Source organism: Pseudomonas sp. NUPR-001 (genome assembly GCF_052147955.1).
Taxonomy (GTDB): Bacteria; Pseudomonadota; Gammaproteobacteria; order Pseudomonadales; family Pseudomonadaceae; genus Aquipseudomonas.
The window spans coordinates 2,218,636-2,243,894 of sequence record NZ_CP197353.1 but is presented as its reverse complement, the minus strand read 5'-3'; the positions used below and the strand labels follow the sequence as shown (position 1 = coordinate 2,243,894).

Here is a 25,259-nt window from a genome sequence, read left to right as displayed (position 1 = left end):
AGCAAAGCGTAGCAGCAAAATGATTGCTCAAGGCCTGTGCGCTGAATCCGCCACCGCCTGCAAGAGCCTGGGTAGATTGTCCAAGGCTTGTCGGCGGGTTTGAGCGAATCGATTCAAAACCGCCAGTTTTTGCGGATCGCCCTCTTGCAGGGCTTTCATGACGGTGGGTAACAGATGCAAATGGCACCGCGCCAGCCAACTGGACAACCCGGCATGGTGTTTCCATTGCCGTTGATTATCGAGGTACGCGGCCCACATTTTCAGCCAGTCTTGCGGTGAGCGAGGCGGAGGGACAAACCCGCACAGTTGGTTCATCTGCACTTCATCAGTGAGGTGACATTCCACATAAGCGATAAGCGCGGCGCTGAACAAGATCTGGTAACTGCTGACCGTCAATAAATTGATGCGCTTGCCATCAAAGGCTTTCAGACTGCCTTCAGCAATCACCGGTACCGCGCTGGCGCTGCAGTCAACGTAGAGGGCATCGGGATTTGCGCCGATGCTGCCGTGCTCGAGGGATATGCTACCGGCCTCAATAGCGACTACCCGGCCCAAACGCACAACATCATGTATGCGCCGCAGTGCATTCAATTCAGCCTGGGTGATGGTCGCCGCACGAAAGGCTGTGGGAACCACAGATTCGTCGAGGCGCAGCAGTTCACCCGCACGTTCAAGCCTGAGGAACAGGTCGGCAATCGAGTCGGCAGCGCCAATTGCCTCGAACTGGTTGGCAAGGCTGCCGATTGTGCGCACTACATTTTCCAGACCCGGCTGAATATTGGCGCGGTCGAGAAACCAGCAATCGTTGGGGATGATCCATTGAATCTGTGTCGGTGGCACGCCATTGTGCAGCAGCCACAAACAGGCATCGATGCCGGTCTTGCCGCCCCCTACCACTACGTATTTCGGATAGGGCTGCCCTACTCTGATCAGGTCGTTCAACGGAATGCAGCGCACGCCCGGCGCTACCTGGTAACGCGGTGGGTGGGTGGAAGGTACGGCGGTCTGGGCGATCGTTGCATCCACTACTTTTTTGCGCACCTGCACTGCATTGCTTTGGCCGGAAAGCATCGAGCTAACACAATGGCTCTCCGTACGATCCCCCTGGTAGTTGTGCATCGGCAAATAATGCACCCGCCCAGACGGCAAGAAGCGCTGGTGCATCAACTGGTCGAAGTAACTGACAATTTCGGCACCCGTCGCCAACTCATACAAGCCGCCGCCCCATTCGGAGTCGTCCTTTCGGCCTGAGCCAAGTTCGCGCGAGTTAACCCCGTAGAAAGCAGACGGCTGATGCAAGCGGACAAACGCGTACGTATCGTTCCAGTGCCCGCCAGGCTGGGCGTGGCGATCGACCATCAGGACATGGGCATCGGATTCATCAAGCAAAGTATCGACAAAGGCCATCGCAGTGGCCCCTGCGCCGATTACCAGATAATCCGTCGCTAGGATGGTGTTCATGGATACAGACTCTTTTCCATCCATTCAGGCTAGTACGCTTACAGGCCTTCAAGAGAACCGTTGCGCCTAATCGACATAGCCAAGCGCGTTAACAACTAGCGCCCCCGGTAAAGGCTGTCTTGCATCATCTGTGGGAGCGGGCTTGCCCCGCGATGTGATCTGAGCGAAAACCGTAATCGCGGGGCAAGCCCGCTCCTACCCGTTGCCAAGGTCCGCATGAATAAATAATAATGCGATCAATTCCCATTTGAGCCCTGCATCATGTCGGCCGAGTCCTCCGCCCTGCCCGCCGCTGTCGGCGATCTTTATGCTGAACACAGCTCATGGCTGCGCGGCTGGTTGCGCAAGCGCATGGCCAATCACTGCGATGCCGCCGACCTGGTACAAGATACCTTCGTCAAAATCATCAAGGCGCGTAACGCCTTGGATATCCGCGAGCCGCGCGTGTACCTGACCACCGTTGCCAAAGGCCTGATGATCGACCTGTTCCGCCGCCGCTCACTGGAACAGGCTTATCTCGAAACCCTGGCCAGCCTGCCCGTATCACAAGTACCCAGCGCCGAAGCGCAAGCGATGCTGTTCGAAACACTGGTTGAACTGGACCGCTTGCTCGCTGGCCTCGGTGCCCGGGTTCGACAAGTGTTCATCCTGTCGCAACTCGATGGCCTGACCTACCCGCAGATCGCCAACCAGCTTGGCATTTCCCTGCGTACGGTGAACAACCACATGGCCAAAGCCATGGAGCATATCTGCCTGTTGCAGTGGGAATTGAGCGAGTGAGCCAGACGCCTTCAGCCGCTCAACGCGAGGCCATCCGCGCCGCTGCCCGGTGGTACGCGCAGCTATCTTCGGGCACCGCCAGCGATGACGAACAGGTCCAATGGCAGCGCTGGTACGACAGCAACCCCTTGCACCAACAGGCCTGGCAACGCATGCAGGCGGTGAGCAACACCCTCGGCCACCTGCCCCGACAGCTGGCCTCCTCGACACTGTTGGGCGCCGGACGCGCGCGCCGACAAGTCCTCTACGGCCTGGCCATGCTGCTCGGTGGCGGTGCCTTTGCAACGCTGGGCTGGCGCAGTGAAATGCGCCAGGTATGGACGGCAAGCCACCGCACCTCCGTAGGCGAGCGCCGTAGCTTCACACTGGCGGATGGTAGCCGGATGATGCTCGATACCGACAGTGCTGTTGACGTGCACATCGACGAGCAGCAACGACTGTTGGTGTTACACCGCGGCCAGCTGGCAATCAGCACCGCCGCCGATCCCTCTGCCCGTCCCTTCATGGTCGACACCCGTTTTGGTCGGGTCCTTGCTCTGGGTACTCGCTTCATCGTCAGCGTCGATGATCAGGGCAGCGAAGTGGCGGTGCAGGAAAAGGCCGTGCGGGTGTCGGCAGGCTTATCGCAGCCTGTGCATCTGCAAGCCGGTCAACGGGTCAGCGTAGGGCCGACGGGCATCGGCAACGTGCGCAGCAATGACGCTTCGGTGGGGGCCTGGCAGGAAGGCAGCCTGATCGCCATCAACCAGCGCCTGGACACACTGCTTGCTCAGCTGTCGCGTTATCGCCCGGGCTTGCTGTTCTGCGATCCCGCCGTGGCGGCGCTGAAGGTTTCCGGTGCCTTCTCGATCACCGATACCGACCTGGCCCTGACTGCGCTGCAAAGCGCTTTCCCCCTCGACGTGCACCGCCGCAGCCGCTACTGGGTGACGGTGGCTGCGCGCGACTGATTATTTTTCGCATGAATGTGCACTTTTGTGCAGGCCCATTCGGCTCTCCCTTCCATCTGAGCAACTGAATGTTTTAGGGAAGGGAAACATGAGCAACAAGCAGCGGGCGCACAGAGCATTCGCCCTGACAGTTCACCTCTCGTTAGGTGCGGCCATCATCTGGCCTGGAGTTTCGCTTGCCGAGCAGGTAAGCAGCCAGGCGCGGACCTATAACATCGCCGCCGGTACCTTGACCGAAACCCTGAGCCAGTTTGCCAGCCGCTCCGGGGTGACACTGTCGTTCGATGGTGCCAGTACCCAAGGGCTGCGCTCGCAAGGCCTGCAAGGCAATTACAGCGTCGATCAGGGCTTTGCACTGCTGCTCGCCGGCAGTGGACTGCAGGCGGTACGCCAGGCCAACGGCGTCTACCTGCTGATCGGTAATCAGCACAGCCGGGGTTCAGTTGAGCTGGGCGCAACCACCATCCAGAGCCAGAGCCTGCAAGCCGACGCCAAAAGCTACAGCGTCAACGCCACGACCGTCGGTAGCAAAGTGGCGACGTCGCTACGCGAAGTGCCGCATTCGGTGTCGGTCATCACCCGCCAGCGCATCGAGGATCAGAACCTCAACAACCTGACCGATGTCATGAGCAAAATGACCGGCGTCTCGCTACAAAAAGGCGGCATATCCCAAGCGGCCATGGGCAACGAAAGCAACTTTTTCTCCCGCGGTTTCGCCGTCTCCAACACCACCATCGACGGTGGCGCGCCCTTGACCACCTCGATCGCCGGTTACGGCTCGCTGAGCCAGCTCGATATGGCTCAGTACGATCGCGTTGAATTCCTGCGCGGCGTCGATGGCTTGTATTCCAGCACTGGCGACCCCGGCGGTACCATCAACCTGGTGCGCAAACGCGCCTTGCGCGATAACCAGTTGACGTTCTCGGCCTCGGCCGGCAGCTGGGACAACTACCGTACCGAGTTCGACCTGACCGGCCCGTTGGTTGCCAGCGGCGACATTCGCGGGCGGCTGGGCATGGCCTACCAGGACAGCAAGTCGTTCATGGACTACGTCGATACGCAGAACTCGCTGACCTACGGATCGTTGGAGTTCGACCTGGCGGCCGACACAACCTTAAGCGTGGGCGGCAGTTACCAGGACAATGATGGCGTGCCCTACTTCGCCGGTTTGCCGCGCTACACCAATGGCGACGACTTGAACCTGCCGCGTCACACCGCCTATACCGCCGACTGGAACACGGTGCGGGAAAAAACCACCCAGCTGTACACCAGGGTTGAGCACACCTTCAACGCCGACTGGTCGTTGAGCACCGACCTGAATTACGTCGATATCGACCGCGACTCCGCTGGCCTGTACTACTTTGGTGGCGTCGACCCGCTGACCGGCACCGGGCCGAACTGGCACCAGTTTCCGAACAAGGGCGGCAGCGTGCGCAAAACCGCCAACAGCTACGTCAAAGGCGGCTTTGACGCGTTCGACTTACACCACGATGTGCTGTTTGGCGTCGACTACAGCCACACTGTCGGCACCGTCATCCAGCGCACCGGGCGGATTCAGGGCATCCCGGTGGACCTGAGCGATCGCAACCCGCCGGATGATCTGGGAAGCACACCGACCAAACGCCAGGACCTGCCCGAGATCCGCCGTTCAGCCTATGGCATGACCCGCCTGGCGCTGAGCGACGAGCTGAAACTGATCCTTGGCGGCCGTCTTTCCGACTATAGCTACCAGAACAAACAAGACTTCGCCAACGCGCCGTCGTCGCGCCCGTCTACCGAACACAAACGCGGCGTGTTCACCCCCTATGCTGGCCTGACCTACGACCTGAACAACGCGTGGACCGCCTACACCAGCTACGCCGAAACCTTCACCCCGCAGGCAGGTTTCACCGACACCACCGGCACCCAGCTCGACCCCGCCACGTCGAAAAACTACGAGATCGGCCTCAAGGGCCAACTGCTCGATGGACGCATGGACACCTCGTTCGCGGTCTACCGCATCGAGCAGGAAAACAACGCCGTGTATGACGAGCTGGGTACTGGTCCGATCGGCAGCGAGGCCACCTGTTGCTACTTCAACGCCGGCCAGGTGGTGAGCAAGGGCTTCGATGCTGAAATCAGCGGAGAAGTTGCCAGGGGCCTACAGCTGATGGCCGGCTACACCTACAACCGCCTCGAAGCCAAAAACGCCGACGAAGGCCGCAGCACCTTCGAAGGCGTCACCCCCAAGCACCTGCTCAAAGTCTGGGGCACTTATCAACTGCCAGGCGAACTGCACGACTGGAAACTGGGCCTCGGTGCGATCAGCCAGAGCGCCACCTCCAAGCAAGGCACGGTGTCGCCGTTCAACCCCAGCACCGGCCAGTTCGACGGCGACCCGGTCAACTACAAGTTCCTGCAGTCGGGCTACACCCTCTGGAGCGCGAGCTTGGATTACCAGATCGATAAAAACTGGTCAGCCACGCTCAACGCCAACAACCTGTTCGACAAGAAGTATTACTCGACAGTGGGTACCTCGGCTTACAACAACTTCTATGGCGATCCGCGCAATTTCATGCTGACCGTTCGCAGCAAGTTCTGATGCACTTCGGTTACAGGGTTTGTTGAAGGTCAGTACTCAAGTTTCTCTGCCCCACGTCGATCCCTACTGTGGGGAGGCACCAAGGCCAGCCTCTTTGTTGGCCTTGGTGACTGAGCGAGACACTGACTTTTCAACGTGCCAAGGCTGGCACTAAGGGACGCTTCGTGGTGACAAAACAGGTAGTTGGTGCGTTGTTGCTCGCCGCTTCATGCACTATTGCTGGGGCTTTTGCGGACAATGAATACGGATCGTTCGGGGAGGAAGTGACTGATGGCAGCGAACTGGCCTCTTACAACGCACTGATCGAGCAGTTGAGTGACATCAAGAACTTTCAGTCCCTTGGTTCTGTTCAACCAGGATCTGCCAACGACAACTTCAACGACTTGTCCCGGCTCAGCGACACCTATATCAATGCCGTCAAAGAGATTGGCTTCCCCAACCTGCCTGCGTACTCCTCCAACAGCCTCGGCTACAAAGACATCAAGGATTTTCGAACGCGCACCACCGCTGCGTTGATGAACCACGAGCTTGAGCCCAACAACGAAACCTGCGGCGCCTCGATGGTGTTTCTCTACCCCACACTTGTAGCCTCGACACTGCAAGACATAAAGCCGCAATACATCGAACCACAAGCCACACCTGCCCGCGTAACTGCCTTACGCCAGGCAGCCCAGCAAGACCTGCGCAACGACCGCAACCTGCTGCAGTCGATGTGCAACACCGTGCAGTTGCAGCCGGCAATACAAGGCCTCGATAACCTTCTCTCCCTGGTGCGCAGTGACAGCGCCAGTTTTCTGATGTCGATCGAACGGGTCAACGGCAAGAACATTCCCGCCAACCTGGCTGCCCAACCAAAACAACCCATGATCGAACACCTACCCGTAGCACCCCAGCGTCCTCGTGTCGGCGCCAAGGCGGACCAATACGCCAATTGCGCAGCTGTGGTCGGCGCGCTTCGCGAATTTTCGACGGCTAAAGGCGTGAAATATGACGAGGCTGGTAGCAGCGAAATGGAAACCTCGTTCATCATCGCCTCTATCATCTATTCCGACGCTGACAAGGCCATGCGGCTGTATCAAACACTGCTCTACAGCAACAGCGTACAGATGCAACAACACCCCGAACAAATGAAGTACTGGGTCAATCAGACCTTCCAACGCTGCACCGCTGACTTCAATAATGACCGGAGCCACCTCAACACCTATGCGCAGGAAGGGCGTAATGAATTCGCCGAGAAGTTTCAGGCCTTGCTTAAGTCTGCGCAGAATTCCCGCTAAACCGGAGGTGGCCCCTACCGCCTGTGTTGAGGTGCTTGCCAGTTTGAGGCAACCTTGCACAGGCTTATTGGCCAGAAAAGGATTCCAACAATGCCATTTCCACCGCAAGAACGCGCCGCACTGCTCGCCCTCAAGGGGGTGGGCCCAACCGTGATTACCCGACTTGAGCAAATGGGTATCGACTCGCTGGCTGAGCTTGGTAGGGCAGATGTCAGTGACATCCTGGCTCAAGCCTCAGCTGCATTGGGGTCTACTTGCTGGAAGAACAGCCCTCAAGCCCGAGCGGCTATTAGTGCGGCGGTCGCGCTTGGCAAAAGCCCTTGCCTAGGCGAAACAGGCGGCTAAGTCAGCCCGTAGGCGCCCAGCGATACAGGTACATGCCTCACCGACAATACGCTAGGAGCGGGCCTGACCGTGATTGCGGTCTACCGGCGTCGTTGTATCGCGGGTCAAGCCCGCTCCTACCGCCAGCATAAACACAATGGCACGCTCACCTTAATCCAGCGCCCCACTGAGCACTTCATAAATGATGCCGGTAGCAATAGCGACCAGAATCAAATCCACCCCAGCTTGCTGCCACTCATAGCCTTCGTAATGCGGTAAATGCCCCAGCAACCGCCCGTCGAGCTTCTTCGCAATGCCGGGTGGTAGCGGCTTGCCTCGGGCCAGGTTTTTCTGAATACCTGGAGGCAGTGCCGCGCCTGGGCTCCAATAGTCACGGTAGCTCGACAGCACACCCAGAACATTGCCGCGATCAACACTGGGGCCATGGCTCCAGTCACTTCGATCCGGGCCCTTGGCTTTTGCTTGCCCCCCGTGAGCTTGAGCTTTCTGTGAGTTACCCTTGCCGTTGCTATTACCTGGATCAGCCAGCGCAGCAGTAGAACCCGTAAGGAGTACAAGGCTGGTGAACACAGCGATCACCGACTTGGATCTGATCATTTCCGTTCTCTCAGAAAAGGGTATGTCCTGCAATGTAGACGGTATTGACGAGGAAAGTTCCGCTCATCAGCAGCAGAGGAATAATCGGGAGGGACTGCTTCGAACACTACGGCCAAAGTCAGGCAGGGAGATCAGACTAGCCTGAAGCAAAAAGCCCAGCGCGGGGCTGGGCTGGATTACTCTACATCCGGTGGACAATAGAAATAGGCGTATCAACGGTCATTCTTTGAGGACGAGCTAACTGCATTGCTCAACCCTTTGGAATTATGATCGCCTGGCGTAGTTCGAGAAATGGCAGTCGATTTTGACAGGCCGCGAGTGTCCTTGGAGTGGGCGATACCAGACGTGGCGGAGCCATGACCACTATCGTTATTCCGAGCGCTACCGTAGTGATTACCGCTTACTCCATGGTCTCGAGATGCCTTACCCGCATGATCTCCGCCAAAACCATCCCCTTTGCCGCCCTGACCGCCCCGTCCTCCTCCGTGCCCGCCGCCATGACCGCCACCATGGCCACCGTCTTTCGCATAGGCTGAACCTATAGGAGAAAAGTCCGCAGGCAGGAGCGCCGTTGCTCCTAGCGCAAGCGCACATGCAAAGACAGCTACAAAGGGTTTGCTCATTATTCGAACGCCTCCGAGGGCGATGGTTGATGAGCCATATGATTCAATATCAGCACTAAAGTTCTTACGGGGCGACGGAATGTGCCCATGCTCCCACTTCAGCGTATTCCTCTATAGGGATCCTGAACTGTGCGTCCAAGTCACTCGCCGTGTTGGTACACGCAGAAACGAAAAAGCCACCCAAAGGTGGCTAAGTCGTTGAAATATATGGTCGGGACGGAGTGATTCGAACACTCGACCCCTTGCACCCCATGCGTGCAGGAGCCTTGGAGCCCCTGTAAATACGGTGTCTAACTTGGCGCTCGCTGCAATCGACTGCCTATAGGCGCTCTCAAATGTCACGCAGAGTCACGCAAATCTCACGCGGCGTTACCACCCCTCCTCCGGCGCTCTGCCGACTTTGGTGATTCCAATTACTACAGTTCATCTCCCTGAAAAATCTGCGCCTGAGCGGCACTGATCGCTACCCCAAACAACCGAGAGTGGTGCTGCCAACCTTCCCTAGCCCACCCGCTCACTAACCGACCAAGTGAGACCTATCCAAGCCTAAGTGGCTCACCATCACGGGCCCGCGCACTGCCCGAATGGCAGCATTACCTGTAGAATTTTTCGCCTTCTTGGCGGGCACCGTAGCGCACGTCACCTATTTGGATTGGTATCTGTGAGCCAGACGCATAATAATCGCGATGTACGCGCGTTCCGAACTGACATCAACGGTCTAAGAGCTTGGGCTGTTGTAGCTGTAATTCTCTACCACTTCGGAGTGCCAGGTTTCACAGGCGGCTTTGTCGGTGTTGATGTGTTTTTCGTGATATCTGGTTTTTTGATGACTTCTATCATCGTCACCGGACTCGAAAGCCGCAGCCTTTCTCTAGTCAAATTCTACCTAGCTCGAGCCAAAAGAATCTTACCGGCACTTTTAGCCTTATGCACAACGCTATTGGTTATCGGCTGGTTTACGCTAGCCCAAAGCGAATACAAAACCCTAGCACACCATGTAATATCTGCACTCACCTTCAGCTCCAACTCAACATTCTGGAAGGAGTCGGGATACTTCGACATTTCATCTTACGACAAATGGTTACTTCACACTTGGTCACTTTCTGTCGAGTGGCAATTTTACTTAGTTCTACCCTTGATCTTGATGGTTGTATGGAAGTTTAGACCTGGCCGATTGAGCGCATTGGTTGTGCTATCTACCGTGGCCATCGCTTCGCTGCTCGCTTCTATAACCCTCTCCTCCACCTACCCGTCTGCCTCCTTCTACCTACTACCAATGCGCGCGTGGGAAATGTTGCTCGGCGGCTTGGTGTTCCTAGTTTCAACGCGACTCCCCACGTCTAGCACTGCAACCAAATGCACTGCATTTCTTGGCTTCGCCCTGATTACATATTCGATCGCCTTTATCTCTCCTAGCGATGTGTGGCCCGGTTGGTATGCACTTATTCCAGCGCTAGGTACGTCCTGTGTAATTGCAGCCGCAAATCAAGCCTCGCCCCTAACCAACCTCACGGTACTCCAATGGCTCGGAGATCGTTCCTATTCCCTCTACCTTTGGCATTGGCCAATAGCTGCTGCGCTCGTATACCTCGAGCTTCGTCAAGATGTAGGAGCCACCACCGCAGGCTTGCTCATCACCCTTTTACTTGGCCATATCTCTTACAGCGCAATAGAGTTAAAATCCAAAAACATCCTAGAAATCAGCACCACAAAAATTGCCTACTTAACGATCGTAGCCGCTACCGTCCTCATCTTGACCCCGAGTCAGCTAGTCAAAAACAATGACGGTGTACCTAGCCGCCCAGTCGCCATCAATAGCAGCCGAATCTTTCAAGATAGTTCTCTAAGAAACCCGAGACTTAGAGAGTGCTTTGTGAACGCCAGCAAAAATAAAATTATAAACTCCCAATGCACATATGGGGGCAATGAGCTAGGTGCAATTGTAATTGGTGATAGTCATGCAGCATCTATCGTGCGTGCAGTGGAGCGATCACTCCCCAGCAAAAGCTTGAATGTATTGGATTGGGAGCTACATAGCTGCGCGACAATCCTTGGTCTAAAGCTTATTACCGACCCCAAAAATACGTGCAGCGAATTCCTGAGCTTGGCTGTAGCAAAGCAAAAAACCCTGCCAACCAACGTGCCAATCATCATCGTCAATCGCTGGTCGAGCTATCTGTTCGGTCCAAATGAGCCAGACCGCAAGTCCGAGGTGTCTACCCCCACATTTTATATAGACAAACCTTACCCTCCAAGTGCGCCAGAGCTACTCGCCAAGATGCGAGAAGGTATTATTACTACAGCGTGCGAATTTGCGAAAACAAGACCTGTGTACCTGGTTCGGCCGTTTCCGGAGCTTAAAATAAGCGTACCTAAAACCATGGCTAGGAGAGCCTTCATCCCCGGCAATAACAAGCGTGTGTTCATAAGCATGGAAGAGTACATGCAACGGAACCACTTTGTGTGGGAGGCGCAAGATGCTGCAAGCAAAAAATGTGGCGCTAAAATTCTAAACCCGCTCCCTTATCTCTGCAACGATGGGAAGTGCTATGGAGATCACAATGGCACACCAATCTATGTCGATGACGACCACCTGAATGAGCACGGTGGAGACGTTTTGATTCCGATGTTCTCTGATGCCTTCCATTCGCAGGACTCGCAACAGATCGGCACGAGTCACCATGCAAATGCGGCGGCACAATGAAGTCTATTTGAACAGAGCCTGTTCAGCCGTACGTAATTCGGTACGCGATTGGAATCCCTTACAGCGTACCAACACCCCATGCGTGTATGAGCCTTGGAGCCCCTGTAGATACGGTGCCTAACTCGGCGCTCGCAGCAATCGACTGCCTGTAGGCATAGACGCACAGAGCACCGTAAACCCCTCGGCTAGCCGCATAGGAATCGCGGATCAGTTTCAGCAAGCGGTCGTTTTCCTGATCGTGCTCAGAAACGGGCTTGTGCAGCCATTTGTAGAACCCGGCACGAGCGATCCGCAATACCCTGCAGATCGTGATAATTGCATACTGATGATGATGCTCGTTCATGAAGTGGCACTTCACTCGGGCTCGCTGGCAAAGTACTGCGCGGCTTTTTTTAGATATCCCGATCTTCTTCAAGGCGGCGCATTTGGGCCCATAATCGCGGGAATTCACTCTTGGCCTCGAGCAATTCACTTGCCTGCTTTTCTGATTTATCAGGGGTGACGGCGCTCACCCATTTGTAGAGGCTGTGAGTCGAGACGCCGAGGCGTGCGGCAATTTCCGCGACTGAATAGCCGCGTTCAACCACCTGCATGACGGCTTCCGCCTGAATTCCGGTGTGTATCGCTGGGTACTCATAGACTTCCTCCTATGCTCAAATCAAAGGCCGGGGATGTCTACCTTTCCGAGGCAGTCCAGAGCCGAAAACAGAAAAGCCCCGATCAATGCCTAGATCCTGAATAGGTACGCAGTCTTTCCCTCCTTCCGAGAATCGCATCTTCCATGTGCACCGGAGCACGCCGAGGAGGTCAGTTCACCACGGCAAGACCTTCACAAGCCCGATAGCACTCTGAGATCATTCGTATCTCAAGCAGCAATTCGAATCAAGGACGCAGATTGAAAAAGCCATTCATGTTAGGGGTTATGGCAGCAGTAATCTCGGGCTGCTCCAATAACGAAGACGACTACCTGGAAATCATTAAGTGCAACCTATCTGCGCAAAGGCTCTCGCAAAGCCAGGCGCTCTACGAAATTACCAGTTATGCGCAGGAATTTACTCGTAGCACCGGTTTTTTACCGAATGCTGAAGAGATCAAAAAAATAGCTCTAGAAGGAAGAGAGAAGTTGGGACTTGATAAGCTCGACAGCCAAGAGGCTCACGAACTCATGGTGGAAATCTACAACTCTTCCACGTGCAAAAAAATCCACAAGCAACCTGCAGTTGAAGGATGATTGTCAATTCACAAAGCAAAAGCCCGGCTCAATGGCCGGGTTCTGGATTGCCATTCGATATGGAGTAAGTTCGCCCGCTTTTCTTGCATAGTTAGTTCGCCAGATCGGCGCGGATTTCCGTACATCCAGCAGGAATAGCCCTTGCCGTGATTGGCAAGCAGTCCAGCGTTGTGCTCACTGGTTCCCCATGATTCATACTTGCGAGATCGCCGATCTGCGTCATCTCAGAGATGCGCTTGTAGAGTGCGAACCTGCTGGATCTCCAGCAGCCGCTCCTGGCGCTGGCGTGCGTATTCCTCGGCCTGCTGTGCCGGACTTTTCTGGCTGTCATGGGCGTTGATGCGAGGGATGCTGGGGTTTCATGAAGTGCGCGCCCTCTCCCTGCACTGTACAAACGAGCAGGCAAAGACGGGCAGAAGATTACCGGACATACCACGGAGGGGATGACCAGAAACTACCAAAAAGGGCACGAGGATGTGGTGTGGTCCGAGGTCGAAGCCGACCTGGATATTGGCGATTTCGCCGGATAGTTTTGCGCAAGTTTTGCGCACTCACAAAAAAGCCGGTTTAGATAACCGGCTTAAGTGCCTGATTTTACTCAGTAAATAATGGTCGGGACGGAGTGATTCGAACACTCGACCCCTTGCACCCCATGCAAGTGCGCTACCGGGCTGCGCTACGCCCCGACTGGGCTTGAAGCATGTTCTCCTAGTTACTGAGAACGTTGAAGAATGTACCCTAACCTTTTGAATTATGGAAGCATTTTTTCCAGAATTCCCGGCCCGATATGGGTTACTTCTTCAGCACCACCAGCACGTCTTCCAACTCGACAATCATCTGCCGGATCAGTTGTTTGTACTGGGTAGTGTCGTCCTTGGCTTCATCGCCAGAGAGGCGCAATCGCGCCCCGCCGATGGTGAAGCCTTGGTCGTATAGCAGCGCGCGGATCTGGCGGATCATCAGCACGTCCTGGCGCTGATAGTACCGCCGGTTACCGCGGCGCTTCACCGGGTTGAGTTGCGGAAATTCCTGCTCCCAGTAGCGAAGCACGTGCGGTTTTACCGCGCAAAGCTCACTCACTTCACCGATGGTGAAGTAGCGTTTGCCTGGAATCGGCGGAAGCTCGTCGTTATGACTTGGTTCCAGCATAGGCCTCAACTCGGGCTTTCAACTTTTGCCCTGGACGAAAGGTGACGACTCGACGCGCCGTGATCGGGATCTCTTCCCCGGTTTTGGGGTTGCGGCCCGGCCGCTGGCGTTTGTCTCGCAAGTCAAAATTGCCGAATCCGGACAATTTGACCTGCTCGTTGTCTTCGAGAGCGTGCCTGATTTCCTCAAAGAACAGCTCAACCAATTCCTTGGCTTCACGCTTGTTCAGGCCCAGCTCCTCGTACAGCCGTTCGGCCATCTCAGCTTTCGTCAGAGCACCCATACGCTATTTCCTTAACGTGGTGTTCAACCTTTGTTCAAGCGAGGTGAGGATATTTTGCGTTGCAGTATTCACCTCTTCGTCATTAAGAGTGCGCGACGGATGCTGCCAGGTCAAGCCTACGGCAAGGCTTTTTCTATCAGGATCAATACCTTTACCCTGATAAACATCAAACAGCCTGAGGTCTGTAAGCCATTCGCCTGCATTGTCACGAATTACTTCAAGCACCGAACTCGAAGCAACATCACGTCCTGCGACCAAAGCCAGGTCACGACGCACTTCCGGGAATTTCGACAGTTCGCTGAATTTCGGCAGGCGGCCTTCAGCCACTTCACCCAGTACCAGCTCGAAGACGAATACCGGACGATCAAGGCCGAGGGTCTTGGCCAGCTCTGGATGGATGGCACCCAGGAAGCCGACTTCACGGCCGTCACGCTCGATGCGCGCGGTTTGGCCCGGATGCAGCGCCGGGTGTTGACCTGGGACGAAGCTGAATTCGGCCAGGGAGCCGGAGAAGCCCAACAGCGCTTCGACGTCGGCTTTGACATCGAAGAAGTCGATGGTGTCGCGGCCATTGGCCCAGCCTTCCGGCAGACGGCTGCCACACACTACACCCGCGAGCATCGGCTGCTGCTTGAGGCCTTCAAGCTGACCAACAAAACGCAGGCCGCTTTCGAACAGGCGTACGCGGTCTTGCTGACGGTTGAGGTTGTGCTGCAGCGACTTGACCAAGCCCGGCCACAGCGAGGCGCGCATCGCGGCCATGTCGCTGGAGATCGGGTTGGCCAGCAACAGCGGCTCGACGCCCGGGCTGAACAGTTCGAACAGTTTCGGGTCGATGAAGCTGTAGGTGATCGCTTCCTGGTAACCGCGGGCAACCAGCAGACGACGCAGTGCTGGCAGTTCGCCGCGCGCTTCGGCCTTGGCCTGTGGGGCCAGGCGTGCTTGCGGGTAACGCACAGGCAAGCGGTTATAGCCGTACAGACGGGCCAGCTCTTCGATCAGGTCGACTTCCAGGCTGATGTCGAAGCGATGGCTTGGTACTTCGACCTGCCATTGTCCGGCTTCACCGCTGGTTTTCAGACCCAGGGCGTTGAGCAGGCGCTCGACTTCGGCGGTGTCCATGTCCATGCCGAGCATCTGGTTGATACGCTCGGAACGCAGGGTGACCGGCGCGACCTTAGGCAGGTGCTGCTCGCTGACGGTTTCAATCACCGGGCCAGCTTCGCCGCCGACGATGTCCAGCAGCAGGCCAGTGGCGCGCTCCATGGCTTCGCGGGCCAGCTGCGAGTCTACGCCACGCTCATAGCGGTGCGAGGCATCGGTGTGCAGGCCGTAGGAACGGGCCTTGCCAGCCACGGAAATCGGCTCGAAGAAGGCGCTTTCGAGGAAGATGTCGCGGGTCTTGGTCGACACACCACTGTGCTCACCACCCATGACGCCGGCAATCGCCAGGGCACGAGTGTGGTCGGCGATGACCAGGGTGTCGCTGCGCAGCGCCACTTCCTGACCGTCGAGCAGAACGAGCTTCTCGCCCTCCTCGGCCATGCGCACGCGGATGCCGCCGTTGATTTCCGCGAGGTCAAAAGCGTGCAGCGGCTGACCCAGCTCGAGCATCACGTAGTTGGTGATGTCGACGGCAGCGTCGATGCTGCGCACGTCAGCACGGCGCAGGCGCTCAACCATCCACAGCGGGGTTGGGCGCGACAGGTCGACGTTGCGGATAACACGACCCAAGTAACGTGGGCAAGCCGCCGGCGCCAGTACTTCAACCGGGCGCACTTCATCGTGTACGGCAGCGATGGCAGGCACCTGAGGGCGAGTCACGGGTTCTGCGTACAGGGCACCCACTTCGCGCGCCAGGCCAGCCAGCGACAGGCAGTCACCACGGTTCGGGGTCAGGTCGACCTCGATGCTGGCGTCGTCCAGATCCAGATACACGCGAATGTCTTCGCCCACTGGCGCATCGGCGGCCAGTTCCAGCAGACCATCGTTTTCTTCGCTGATTTGCAGCTCGGCAGCCGAGCACAGCATGCCGTTGGATTCAACGCCACGCAGCTTGGCCTTCTTGATTTTGAAGTCGCCCGGCAGTTCGGCGCCGATCATCGCGAACGGGATCTTCAGGCCAGGGCGCACGTTAGGTGCGCCGCACACTACCTGGAAGGTCTCGCTGCCGTTGCTGACCTGGCACACACGCAGCTTGTCGGCGTCTGGGTGTTGTTCGGTGCTCAGCACTTCGCCCACGACGATGCCACTGAACTGACCGGCAGCTGGGGTGACGCTGTCGACTTCAAGGCCGGCCATGGAAAGACGAGCAACCAGCTCATCTCGGGATACCTGCGGGTTGACCCAACCGCGCAGCCATTTTTCACTGAATTTCATCCTGCTCTCCTGAAAGATTCGTTACGGGTGCGCGACCTAGCGAAATTGCGCAAGGAACCGCAAGTCGTTGTCGAAGAACAGGCGCAAATCGTTGACGCCGTAACGCAGCATGGCCAGGCGCTCGGCGCCCATGCCGAAGGCAAAGCCCTGGAACTCTTCAGGGTCGATACCAGACATGCGCAGCACGTTCGGGTGAACCATGCCGCAACCCATGACTTCCAGCCAGCCCGTTTGCTTGCACACGCGGCAGCCTTTGCCGCTGCACATCACGCACTGGATGTCGACTTCAGCCGATGGCTCGGTGAAGGGGAAGAAGGACGGACGGAAACGTACCGCCAGTTCCTTTTCGAAGAACACCCGCAGGAATTCTTCGATGGTGCCTTTGAGGTCGGCGAAATTAATGTCGCGATCGATCAGCAGGCCTTCGACCTGGTGGAACATCGGCGAGTGGGTCAAGTCCGAGTCGCAGCGATACACGCGGCCCGGGCAAACAATGCGGATCGGCGGCTGGCTGGACTCCATGGTCCGTACCTGCACCGGCGAGGTGTGGGTACGCAGCAGCATGTTGGCATTGAAGTAGAAGGTGTCATGCATTGCCCGGGCCGGGTGGTGGCCGGGAATGTTGAGGGCTTCGAAGTTGTGGTAGTCGTCTTCGACCTCTGGGCCTTCGGCAATGCCGTAGCCGATATGGGTGAAGAACTGCTCGATGCGCTCCAGGGTGCGGGTGATCGGATGCAGACCACCGGAGGTCTGGCCACGGCCCGGCAGGGTCACATCAATGCACTCGGCAGCCAGACGGGCGCTGAGCTCGGCTTCTTCAAAAGCCGCTTTGCGCGCGTTGAGCACCTCGGTGACGCGTTCCTTGGCGTCGTTGATCAGCGCGCCAACTTTTGGCCGCTCTTCGGCAGGCAGGTTGCCCAGGGTCTTCATCACCTGGGTCAGTTCGCCTTTCTTGCCAAGGAATTGAACCCGGATCTGTTCCAGGGCATTGATGTCTTCAGCGCGTTCCACGGCCTCCAGGGCTTGGGAGACCAGCGCGTCCAGGTTTTCCATGTACAGACTCCAGATACAAAATAGGGGAAGAGCGCAGGCTCTTCCCCTATTAAGACGTTAACACCCGGCGCCGGAAATGACGCCGGATGATTGTCGGGGTACTTAAGCCAGCGAGGCTTTAGCTTTCTCGACAATCGCAGCAAACGCCGCTTTTTCGTTCACTGCCAGATCAGCCAGAACCTTACGGTCGATTTCGATCGACGCTTTTTTCAGGCCAGCGATCAGACGGCTGTAGGACAGACCGTTGATACGCGCACCAGCGTTGATACGAGCGATCCACAGAGCGCGGAACTGACGTTTTTTCTGACGACGGTCGCGGTAGGCGTATTGGCCTGCCTTGATGACCGCTTGCTTGGCAACACGGAATACGCGCGAGCGTGCGCCGTAGTAGCCTTTAGCCAGTTTCAGAATTTTCTTGTGACGCTTACGAGCGATGACGCCACGCTTTACACGAGCCATGAGTAACTTCCTCTATCTTTAACCAAAAATTAACGAAGGCGCAGCATGCGCTCGACTTTTGCAACGTCCGACGGGTTCAGCAAGCTGCTACCACGAAGTTGACGCTTACGCTTGGTCGACATTTTGGTCAGGATGTGGCTCTTAAAAGCGTGCTTGTGCTTGATGCCGTTAGCAGTTTTCAAGAAACGCTTGGCTGCACCGCTTTTGGTTTTCATTTTTGGCATGTTCGGATACTCCGCATTCAATTGATAAACATAACCGCAAGGCCTGCCGTGCCCTGGTGGTTATTTCTTTTTCTTGGGGGCGATGACCATCAAAAGCTGGCGTCCTTCCATCTTTGGATGCTGTTCAACGGTACCGTATTCGGCAAGATCAGCTTCGATCCGCTTCAACAGTTCCATGCCCAGCTCCTGGTGGGCCATCTCGCGACCACGGAATCTCAGAGAGATTTTGGTCTTGTCCCCATCAGTAAGGAAACGTACCAGGTTGCGTAGTTTTACCTGGTAATCCCCTTCCTCCGTCCCTGGACGAAACTTGATTTCTTTAATCTGGATTACTTTCTGGTTCTTCTTCGCCGCAGCCTGCTGCTTTTTCTTCTCGAACAGGCTTTTGCCGTAGTCGAGTACTTTGCAGACAGGAGGTACGGCGTCAGCAGAAATTTCTACCAGATCCAGCTTCGCTTCTTCAGCGATACGAAGCGCTTCTTCGATCGAGACGATGCCCAACTGCTCACCGTCAGCGCCAATTAACCGAACCTCGCGTGCCGAGATATTCTCGTTGATCGGGGCTTTCGGTACAGCTCGTTTATCGTTTCTCATATCACGCTTAATAGTAATTACTCCGAATCTTGGCGACCACGCCGGGAAACCGCTTGCGCGAGCAATTCCGCGAACTGGGCGACGGGCATGGAGCCCAGGTCAGCACCTTCACGGGTACGCACAGCGACAGTTTGCGTTTCGACTTCCCGATCCCCGATAACCAGGAGATAAGGAACCTTGAGCAAGGTATGCTCGCGGATCTTAAAGCCAATTTTCTCATTTCTCAAGTCAGACTTGGCACGGAAACCGCTTTCGGCCAGAGTTTTTTCGACTTGCTGAGCAAATTCAGCCTGTTTGTCGGTGATATTCATGACCACCGCCTGCATTGGCGCCAGCCAGGCCGGGAATGCACCTTCGTAGTGCTCGATCAGAATTCCGACGAAACGTTCGAACGAACCGAGGATGGCGCGGTGCAGCATGACTGGATGCTTGCGGCCGTTGTCTTCGGAGACGAACTCCGCACCGAGACGAATCGGCAGGTTGAAGTCCAGCTGCAGGGTACCACACTGCCAAACGCGGCCCAGGCAGTCCTTGAGCGAGAACTCGATCTTCGGACCGTAGAATGCACCTTCACCCGGCTGCAGGTCGTAAGGCAGGCCGGCGCTATCGAGAGCGGAAGCCAAGGCAGCCTCAGCGCGATCCCACAGCTCATCAGAGCCCACGCGCTTTTCAGGGCGGGTCGACAGCTTCATTTCGATGTCTTTGAAGCCGAAGTCGGCGTAGACATCCATGGTCAGTTTGATGAACGCAGCGGACTCGGACTGCATCTGCTCTTCAGTACAGAAGATGTGCGCGTCGTCTTGCGTGAAGCCACGTACGCGCATGATGCCGTGCAAGGCACCCGATGGCTCGTTACGGTGGCAGGCACCGAACTCGGCCAGACGCAGCGGCAGCTCGCGGTAGCTCTTCAGGCCCTGATTGAACACCTGCACGTGGCATGGGCAGTTCATTGGCTTGATGGCGTAGTCGCGGTTTTCCGACTGAGTGGTGAACATGTTGTCGGCGTAGTTGGCCCAGTGGCCAGACTTTTCCCACAGCGAACGGTCAACAACCTGCGGAGTCTTGATCTCCAGGTAACCGTTGTCACGCTGCACCTTGCGCATGTATTGCTCAAGCACCTGGTACAGGGTCCAGCCATTGGGGTGCCAGAACACCATGCCCGGCGCTTCTTCCTGGAGGTGGAACAGGCCCAGGCGCTTGCCGATTTTACGGTGATCGCGTTTTTCCGCTTCTTCGATGCGCTGAATGTAGGCAGCCAGCTGCTTCTTGTCGGCCCAAGCGGTGCCGTAGACGCGCTGCAACTGCTCGTTCTTGGCATCACCGCGCCAGTAGGCGCCGGACAGCTTGGTCAGCTTGAACGATTTGAGGAAACGGGTGTTCGGCACGTGCGGACCGCGGCACATGTCGACGTATTCTTCGTGGTAGTACAGGCCCATGGCCTGTTCATCCGGCATGTCTTCGACCAGGCGCAGCTTGTAGTCTTCGCCACGGGCCTTGAACACTTCGATCACTTCGGCACGCGGGGTGACCTTTTTGATGACATCGTATTCGGTTTCGATCAACTGCTGCATGCGCTGCTCGATCGCCGCCATGTCGTCAGGCGTGAAAGGACGCTCGTAGGCGATGTCGTAATAGAAGCCTTCGTCGATGACCGGGCCGATGACCATTTTCGCCGTCGGGTACAGCTGCTTGACGGCATGGCCGACCAGGTGGGCGCACGAGTGACGGATGATCTCCAGCCCCTCTTCGTCCTTGGGGGTGATGATTTGCAGACGGGCATCGTGTTCGATCAGGTCGCAGGCGTCGACCAGCTTGCCGTCGACTTTACCAGCGACGGTGGCTTTGGCCAGACCGGCACCAATGGATGCGGCTACCTGAGCAACGGTTACGGCGTCGTCGAACGAACGTTGACTGCCATCGGGAAGAGTAATAACGGGCATGGCGCCTCCTCTCCTAGTGGTGACCCCTACCAAAGGTCACGTGGGTTGGGATGAGCCAGTACGCGATCCGCCCCTGTCTTTGCACATGCAAAGCCTGCCTCACAGTGGCAGAAGCGCGAAAGCCTGCCAGGGAACGAACCAGAGTGACTGGAATAGTAAAAAGTTGTGAGTTTTAAGCAGAAAGCTGCAAGCAGCGTCTGCGGCGAACTCAAGCCAAGCATGCTAGCACAAAGCTTTGCGGCGATTGCGGGGAACTTGGAGGGAAATTTTCCGCTCTGACTTTGTGAAGCATCCTACTCTTGTGAGACTAAACCCCAAGGAGTGTTTGGTTATGCGACTTCAGTCTCTTCTGGCCCTGGCGGCCGCTTCTGCCCTGCTGCTGCCGCTGAGCGCCAATGCTGGCACGCTACCCGCCGATTACCAGGCCACCTGCGTCAGTCAAGCGCAAGCACAGCAAAAAACCATGACCAAGGCCGTGGCCGAACAGCACTGCAGCTGTGCCGGCAGAGTGCTGGAAAAAGAGTTCAGCGATGCTGAAATCAAGGATCTGGACAGCACCGATGGTGTTGATGCCAACACAATGAAGCGTGCTCAAGAAAAAATTGCAGCGGCTTGCAAGCCGAAAAACTAAGGCTTTGCGCCCGTTATCCATCGCTAATTTGCTCCAGATCAGCAATCTGCGAAGGTAAAAGGGGCTACAAGCCCATAATTAGACTATGATGGTCGGCGTGCACCCTGTTGGCCTCGGCAACACCGCACTACTGAAAATCATGTTTCTGGAGATACACCCATGTCTAATCGCCAAACCGGCACCGTAAAATGGTTCAACGATGAAAAAGGCTTCGGCTTCATCACTCCACAAGGTGGCGGTGACGACCTGTTCGTTCACTTCAAGGCTATCGAAACCGACGGTTTCAAAAGCCTGAAGGAAGGCCAGACCGTTTCCTTCGTTGCCGAAAAAGGCCAGAAGGGCATGCAGGCTGCACAAGTTCGTCCAGAGTAATCTCTGACCGAATAAAAAAACCCGCCCATGTGGCGGGTTTTTTTGTGCCTGTAGGAGCGGGCTTGCCCCGCGAAGCGATGTAACAGACAGATCGCTATCGCGGGGCAAGCCCGCTCCTACATCGGTCAGCCGCAGTTGACGCGGATGACAACACCTTGAGCATCGGTGTGCAGGTTCAGACGCTCGGAACGGTAGTCCATGGTCATCGCATCACGTGGCCCCAAGGCATGCGCGATTTGCGAACCGCTGGCCTTGCGCGCTTGCTCGACCAACGCCGGAGTGGCTTGCTTGCCAATGGCGAACTCAGCGCCGCTTGCCTGGCAGCGGCCATCGTTGTCAGCCACAGACGCTGGCGCCGACGACGAACCACCGGTGTTGCTGCAGCCAGCCAGTACGGCCACCGCCAACAGGCTCATCAATGATGCACGGAACATGGATCCTCCTTTGAATTCGGGAATGCTGCTGCCTATCTGACAGCCTCGCTGATAATTTGTTGCAAAACCGGTCAAGTCTGCCTGAGCCAGCGCACTCAGGTAAAAGTGCAATCGTCACCGGATTTTGCACCGGCTTGCTCGACACTCAGTAAAGATCGATGTAATCACTCGACGGGCTCGGCCAGTTGGCCTGCAATGCACTGAATACTTGCTGCACCCAGCGCTCGTCCGCCGCCGCTTGGGCGCCGACACAACCGGAACCCGCCGCCCAGGTTTCCAGACGAAAGGCCAGGCCGTCCAACTCGCGACTCCCCACCACCTGCGACAGCCAGGCGATACCACCACGACTGACCCGCAGTTGATTGTGCACCCCGTTATTGCCAGTGCCGAGCAAGCGGCGCACAGCGTCCAGGGTGAACTGTTCAGGGTTGTTCAAATCGATCTGCACCGCACTGTTCCACCTTGCTGGAAACCGTTAGTTTGCCATGAGCCTTGCGCTTATGCCTAAGTAGCAGTGCCTCACCAGGCATCGGCATGATTTACTGCAGACTTGGGCAGAGTGCAATCAAGCCTCCCCTTCAAATGCCAAGGCCGGCGTTTGAATCCACAATGCGCGTAGTTTTATTCCGGTACAGCTCATGACAAGCCACATCATTGATGCCGATATCAAGGTCAAATGGCCCGAAGGTCAGAGTGCCTACAGCCCCGCCAGCGCTGAAGAGTTGATGCTGATTGCCGTCGATCTGCTGGTCAAAGACCTGGGCAACGAAGCGGCGCGCAGTTTCGTCGAGCAGGTGTTTGAACGCTACGCACACACTACTTCAGACACGCAAGCCGCGTACTGAGCAAGTCAAACACGCCCTGGGCGTCGGCCTCTTCGATCCAGACAACATTGCCAGGCTGTTCAGTTGACGTGTACTCGTTAACCAACGTCTGGCCGTAGGTCATGCCTGCACGGCGGTCCACCTGCAATTCAACCCGGCGCCCGCTGAACAGCGACGGCTTGATCAGGTAGGCGATCACACTGGCGTCGTGCACCGGGCCACCCGGCATGCCATAGCGCTGCATGTCAGCCTTGATGTAGGCATTGAGGATATCGACCACCCGCCTGCTGGCCTGGTTGTTCACGGCCGCCAGTTGCGCGAGGCGGGCGTCGCTGGTCAGTACCTTATGGGTAACGTCCAGCGGCAGGTAGGTCAGTTTGACGCCGCTACTGAGCACCACCTCAGCGGCTTCCGCATCGGCATACAGGTTGAACTCGGCCACCGGGGTGATATTGCCAGCGTTGACATGGGCGCCGCCCATCACCACCACTTCTTTGATACCACGAAGGATAGCCGGCGCCCGAATCAAGGCGAGGGCGAGGTTGGTCTGCGGGCCAAGTATGGCCAGGGTGATGCTGTGTGACTCAGCGGTGCTTAACGTATCCACCAGGTACTGCACAGCACTGCCTTCGGCCAGGCCCTGTGCGGGCTCGTGCACTGCAACCCCTGGCAAGCCTTCGCCACCGTGAACGTTTTCGGCATAAACGGGCGAGCGCAGTAACGGCCTGGCGGCCCCTGCGTACACCGGGATCTCCTCACGCCCGCCCCACTCCCTGGCCAGCCGCGCATTACGCGAGGTCTTGTCCAACCTTACATTGCCGGCCACCGTGGTGATGGCGCGTATGTTCAGCTCCTCAGCCGAAGCCATGGCCAGCAACAAGGCCACTACGTCGTCAGCACCGGGGTCGGTGTCGATGATCAGATCGAGCGGCGCCACCTGGGCGGCACCTGCCAACAACACAGCCATCAGCTGCACTCCTTATTCCTTTAGGCAAACGTTTAGCTGAGCGGCTCCCTGACACCCACAGCAGCGCCCCAGGTGATCAAGCGTCTAGAACGTAACACCAGCGATCAAGACGATGTTGCTGTAGGGCTGGCACTCACCCGTGCGCACCACCGCGCGGGCGCCGCGACTGAGCTGTTTGAATTCGGCATGGCTGAGCAGGTTGCGAACTCCGAGCTGGCCATGCGCGTGATACTGCTCGATAACAGTCAAACCCCGAGGGTTGGCTTTGAATATTTCATCGGCCAGCACATGACTTTCCACCTGCATCTCGCTCAACACTGTTCGCAGTACGCTGGCAAAGTCCGGCACTCCCGCGGTCAGCGCCAGGTCGATCAGTTCGACGCCGACCGGCACCGGTAGGCCGGCATCACCAATCACCAGAATGTCACCATGCCCTAGTGAGGCGATCACCCGTGACAGCGCGATATTGAGCAACGGCGTCTTTTTCATGGCTGCAACTCGGCCAGGTAAGGAATGGATGGCTGGGCGCCAGCGCGGGTAACCGACAGTGCCGCCGCGCGCTGGCCAAAGGCAACCGCTGCGCCCTGCTCTTCTCCACGCGCCAAAGCAGCGGCAAAGCCACCGACAAAGGTATCGCCTGCTGCAGTGGTGTCCAGCGGTTGCACTTGAGGTGCCGGAAAGTGCCGAAAACCTTGGGCATCGGCGTATAAGGCACCTTGCGCACCGAGCGTGATAATCACGTTTTTAACCCCGAGGCCGCGCAAGTGGCTGGCAGCAACCTCGGCGCTGGTCAAGTCGATTACGGGGAGCCCAGTCAGCGCCTGCGCTTCGCTTTCATTGGGGATCAGGTAATCGATAGCGCTGCACCAGCTCAATGGCAATGGGCCTGTGCACGGTGCGGGGTTGAGGATCACCGTTTTACCCAGCGCACGACCTCGCTCCAAGGTATAGGCCACCGTCGGCGCAGGCACCTCCAACTGGCAGATGATCACCTCGGCGCCTTGCAGCAAGGCATCGAACGCCTGCACTGACTCAGGGCGCAACTGACCGTTACCGCCGGGGATGATGACGATCGAATTTTGGCTACTGGCATCCACTACGATCAACGCCAAACCGCTGGATTCGCCAGGGCAAACAGCGACGCCCTGACAGTCGATCTGTTCGTCGAGCAAGGCCTGACGCAACTGCTGCCCATAGGCGTCATCGCCGACGTTGCCGATCATCGCCACTGTGGCACCCAGACGCGCCGCCGCCACCGCTTGGTTGGCGCCTTTACCGCCCGGTACGGTGGCGAACGATTCGCCTGCCAGAGTCTCGCCAGCCCGCGGCAGCCGCTGGGCGCGCGCCACCAAATCCATGTTGAGGCTACCCACCACCACGACGTTGGCTCGCATGGCTGCT

The 25,259-nt window shown here is 57.1% G+C and carries 26 protein-coding genes, 1 tRNA gene and 2 pseudogenes; 11 read left to right on the top strand and 18 right to left on the bottom strand.

Annotation, left to right across the window (positions count from 1 at the left end):
* Positions 1-27: 27 nt before the first annotated feature.
* Entirely contained in the window at positions 28-1,461 is a 1,434-nt protein-coding gene (locus ACP6KB_RS10275) for an NAD(P)-binding protein (RefSeq protein ID WP_442113605.1), read from the bottom strand.
* Between the two features lie 261 nt (positions 1,462-1,722).
* On the opposite strand from ACP6KB_RS10275, the gene ACP6KB_RS10270 reads away from it, so the two are divergent.
* From ACP6KB_RS10270 to ACP6KB_RS10250, 5 genes are all read left to right on the top strand, one after another.
* Positions 1,723-2,241 carry a sigma-70 family RNA polymerase sigma factor gene (locus tag ACP6KB_RS10270; protein WP_442113604.1) on the top strand — a complete coding sequence of 173 codons (519 nt, stop codon included), beginning with the start codon at positions 1,723-1,725 and terminating at the stop codon, positions 2,239-2,241.
* Positions 2,238-3,191, top strand: coding sequence for a FecR domain-containing protein (locus ACP6KB_RS10265; RefSeq protein WP_442113603.1), 954 nt, complete (start codon positions 2,238-2,240; stop codon positions 3,189-3,191). The genes ACP6KB_RS10270 and ACP6KB_RS10265 overlap by 4 nt, the downstream gene beginning before the upstream one ends.
* Positions 3,192-3,279: 88 nt before the next feature.
* The gene (locus tag ACP6KB_RS10260) at positions 3,280-5,772 is read left to right on the top strand and encodes a TonB-dependent siderophore receptor (RefSeq protein ID WP_442113602.1); all 2,493 of its coding nucleotides are present in this window, start codon (positions 3,280-3,282) and stop codon (positions 5,770-5,772) included.
* A 263-nt stretch (positions 5,773-6,035) separates the two neighbouring features.
* A complete protein-coding gene (locus ACP6KB_RS10255; RefSeq protein ID WP_442113601.1) occupies positions 6,036-7,049 on the top strand; it encodes a hypothetical protein in 1,014 nt (337 codons plus the stop codon).
* A gap of 90 nt (positions 7,050-7,139) precedes the next feature.
* The gene (locus ACP6KB_RS10250; RefSeq protein WP_442113600.1) at positions 7,140-7,394 is read left to right on the top strand and encodes a helix-hairpin-helix domain-containing protein; all 255 of its coding nucleotides are present in this window, start codon (positions 7,140-7,142) and stop codon (positions 7,392-7,394) included.
* A gap of 150 nt (positions 7,395-7,544) precedes the next feature.
* Here ACP6KB_RS10250 and ACP6KB_RS10245 read toward each other — a convergent pair whose 3' ends face one another.
* Together ACP6KB_RS10245 and ACP6KB_RS10240 are read right to left on the bottom strand one after the other, a co-directional pair.
* Complete coding sequence (locus ACP6KB_RS10245; RefSeq protein ID WP_442113599.1) at positions 7,545-7,991, bottom strand: anti-virulence regulator CigR family protein; 447 nt, start codon at positions 7,989-7,991, stop codon at positions 7,545-7,547.
* A gap of 212 nt (positions 7,992-8,203) precedes the next feature.
* Positions 8,204-8,362, bottom strand: a pseudogene (locus ACP6KB_RS10240) (hypothetical protein); the annotation flags it as partial.
* Here ACP6KB_RS10240 and ACP6KB_RS10235 point away from each other — a divergent pair.
* Both ACP6KB_RS10235 and ACP6KB_RS10230 read left to right on the top strand, forming a co-directional pair.
* Positions 8,348-8,527 carry a hypothetical protein gene (locus ACP6KB_RS10235; protein ID WP_442114399.1) on the top strand — a complete coding sequence of 60 codons (180 nt, stop codon included), beginning with the start codon at positions 8,348-8,350 and terminating at the stop codon, positions 8,525-8,527. The pseudogene ACP6KB_RS10240 and the gene ACP6KB_RS10235 sit on opposite strands and share 15 nt — an antisense overlap.
* A gap of 748 nt (positions 8,528-9,275) precedes the next feature.
* Positions 9,276-11,318 carry an acyltransferase family protein gene (locus ACP6KB_RS10230; protein ID WP_442113598.1) on the top strand — a complete coding sequence of 681 codons (2,043 nt, stop codon included), beginning with the start codon at positions 9,276-9,278 and terminating at the stop codon, positions 11,316-11,318.
* 169 nt (positions 11,319-11,487) lie between these two features.
* Here the strand turns inward: ACP6KB_RS10230 and ACP6KB_RS10225 are convergent.
* Positions 11,488-11,955: pseudogene (locus ACP6KB_RS10225) on the bottom strand (transposase); the annotation flags it as partial.
* A 258-nt stretch (positions 11,956-12,213) separates the two neighbouring features.
* Here ACP6KB_RS10225 and ACP6KB_RS10220 point away from each other — a divergent pair.
* On the top strand, positions 12,214-12,549 hold the full coding sequence (locus tag ACP6KB_RS10220) for a hypothetical protein (RefSeq protein ID WP_442113597.1): 336 nt from the start codon (positions 12,214-12,216) through the stop codon (positions 12,547-12,549).
* Between the two features lie 609 nt (positions 12,550-13,158).
* On the opposite strand, the gene ACP6KB_RS10215 is transcribed toward ACP6KB_RS10220, so the two are convergent.
* The 9 genes from ACP6KB_RS10215 to thrS form a co-directional block, all read right to left on the bottom strand.
* A tRNA-Pro gene (locus ACP6KB_RS10215) sits at positions 13,159-13,235 on the bottom strand.
* A gap of 106 nt (positions 13,236-13,341) precedes the next feature.
* Positions 13,342-13,698, bottom strand: coding sequence for a MerR family transcriptional regulator (locus ACP6KB_RS10210; RefSeq protein ID WP_010222411.1), 357 nt, complete (start codon positions 13,696-13,698; stop codon positions 13,342-13,344).
* Positions 13,679-13,981 carry an integration host factor subunit alpha gene (gene ihfA / locus ACP6KB_RS10205; RefSeq protein WP_002553164.1) on the bottom strand — a complete coding sequence of 101 codons (303 nt, stop codon included), beginning with the start codon at positions 13,979-13,981 and terminating at the stop codon, positions 13,679-13,681. The genes ACP6KB_RS10210 and ihfA overlap by 20 nt, the downstream gene beginning before the upstream one ends.
* A gap of 3 nt (positions 13,982-13,984) precedes the next feature.
* On the bottom strand, positions 13,985-16,360 hold the full coding sequence (gene pheT, locus ACP6KB_RS10200; RefSeq protein WP_442113596.1) for a phenylalanine--tRNA ligase subunit beta: 2,376 nt from the start codon (positions 16,358-16,360) through the stop codon (positions 13,985-13,987).
* 36 nt (positions 16,361-16,396) lie between these two features.
* Positions 16,397-17,413 carry a phenylalanine--tRNA ligase subunit alpha gene (gene pheS / locus ACP6KB_RS10195; protein WP_133216125.1) on the bottom strand — a complete coding sequence of 339 codons (1,017 nt, stop codon included), beginning with the start codon at positions 17,411-17,413 and terminating at the stop codon, positions 16,397-16,399.
* Between the two features lie 102 nt (positions 17,414-17,515).
* Positions 17,516-17,872: a 50S ribosomal protein L20 gene (rplT, locus tag ACP6KB_RS10190; RefSeq protein WP_010222414.1), complete on the bottom strand. Its 357-nt coding sequence runs from the start codon at positions 17,870-17,872 to the stop codon at positions 17,516-17,518.
* 29 nt (positions 17,873-17,901) lie between these two features.
* Complete coding sequence (rpmI, locus tag ACP6KB_RS10185; protein ID WP_045194535.1) at positions 17,902-18,096, bottom strand: 50S ribosomal protein L35; 195 nt, start codon at positions 18,094-18,096, stop codon at positions 17,902-17,904.
* 60 nt (positions 18,097-18,156) lie between these two features.
* Positions 18,157-18,708 carry a translation initiation factor IF-3 gene (infC, locus tag ACP6KB_RS10180; protein ID WP_197875203.1) on the bottom strand — a complete coding sequence of 184 codons (552 nt, stop codon included), beginning with the start codon at positions 18,706-18,708 and terminating at the stop codon, positions 18,157-18,159.
* Positions 18,708-20,630 (bottom strand): threonine--tRNA ligase, encoded by a 1,923-nt coding sequence (gene thrS, locus ACP6KB_RS10175; RefSeq protein ID WP_442113595.1) that lies wholly within the window; start codon positions 20,628-20,630, stop codon positions 18,708-18,710. The genes infC and thrS overlap by 1 nt, the downstream gene beginning before the upstream one ends.
* Positions 20,631-20,961: 331 nt before the next feature.
* Here thrS and ACP6KB_RS10170 point away from each other — a divergent pair, with 331 nt between their 5' ends.
* Both ACP6KB_RS10170 and ACP6KB_RS10165 read left to right on the top strand, forming a co-directional pair.
* Complete coding sequence (locus tag ACP6KB_RS10170; RefSeq protein WP_442113594.1) at positions 20,962-21,261, top strand: hypothetical protein; 300 nt, start codon at positions 20,962-20,964, stop codon at positions 21,259-21,261.
* Between the two features lie 159 nt (positions 21,262-21,420).
* Positions 21,421-21,633 (top strand): cold-shock protein, encoded by a 213-nt coding sequence (locus tag ACP6KB_RS10165; RefSeq protein WP_007956027.1) that lies wholly within the window; start codon positions 21,421-21,423, stop codon positions 21,631-21,633.
* A gap of 125 nt (positions 21,634-21,758) precedes the next feature.
* Here the strand turns inward: ACP6KB_RS10165 and ACP6KB_RS10160 are convergent, their stop codons facing one another.
* Both ACP6KB_RS10160 and ACP6KB_RS10155 read right to left on the bottom strand, forming a co-directional pair.
* A complete protein-coding gene (locus ACP6KB_RS10160; RefSeq protein WP_442113593.1) occupies positions 21,759-22,067 on the bottom strand; it encodes an I78 family peptidase inhibitor in 309 nt (102 codons plus the stop codon).
* A gap of 145 nt (positions 22,068-22,212) precedes the next feature.
* Positions 22,213-22,515: a hypothetical protein gene (locus tag ACP6KB_RS10155; protein ID WP_442113592.1), complete on the bottom strand. Its 303-nt coding sequence runs from the start codon at positions 22,513-22,515 to the stop codon at positions 22,213-22,215.
* Between the two features lie 190 nt (positions 22,516-22,705).
* Here ACP6KB_RS10155 and ACP6KB_RS10150 point away from each other — a divergent pair, with 190 nt between their 5' ends.
* Complete coding sequence (locus ACP6KB_RS10150) at positions 22,706-22,912, top strand: hypothetical protein (RefSeq protein WP_442113591.1); 207 nt, start codon at positions 22,706-22,708, stop codon at positions 22,910-22,912.
* Here ACP6KB_RS10150 and ACP6KB_RS10145 read toward each other — a convergent pair.
* From ACP6KB_RS10145 to rbsK, 3 genes are all read right to left on the bottom strand, one after another.
* Entirely contained in the window at positions 22,884-23,858 is a 975-nt protein-coding gene (locus ACP6KB_RS10145; RefSeq protein WP_442113590.1) for a nucleoside hydrolase, read from the bottom strand. The two genes, ACP6KB_RS10150 and ACP6KB_RS10145, sit on opposite strands and share 29 nt — an antisense overlap.
* A gap of 84 nt (positions 23,859-23,942) precedes the next feature.
* Positions 23,943-24,347 (bottom strand): D-ribose pyranase, encoded by a 405-nt coding sequence (gene rbsD / locus ACP6KB_RS10140; RefSeq protein WP_442113589.1) that lies wholly within the window; start codon positions 24,345-24,347, stop codon positions 23,943-23,945.
* On the bottom strand, positions 24,344-25,252 hold the full coding sequence (rbsK, locus tag ACP6KB_RS10135; protein WP_442113588.1) for a ribokinase: 909 nt from the start codon (positions 25,250-25,252) through the stop codon (positions 24,344-24,346). Before rbsK ends, rbsD begins: the two co-directional genes overlap by 4 nt.
* Positions 25,253-25,259: the final 7 nt, after the last annotated feature.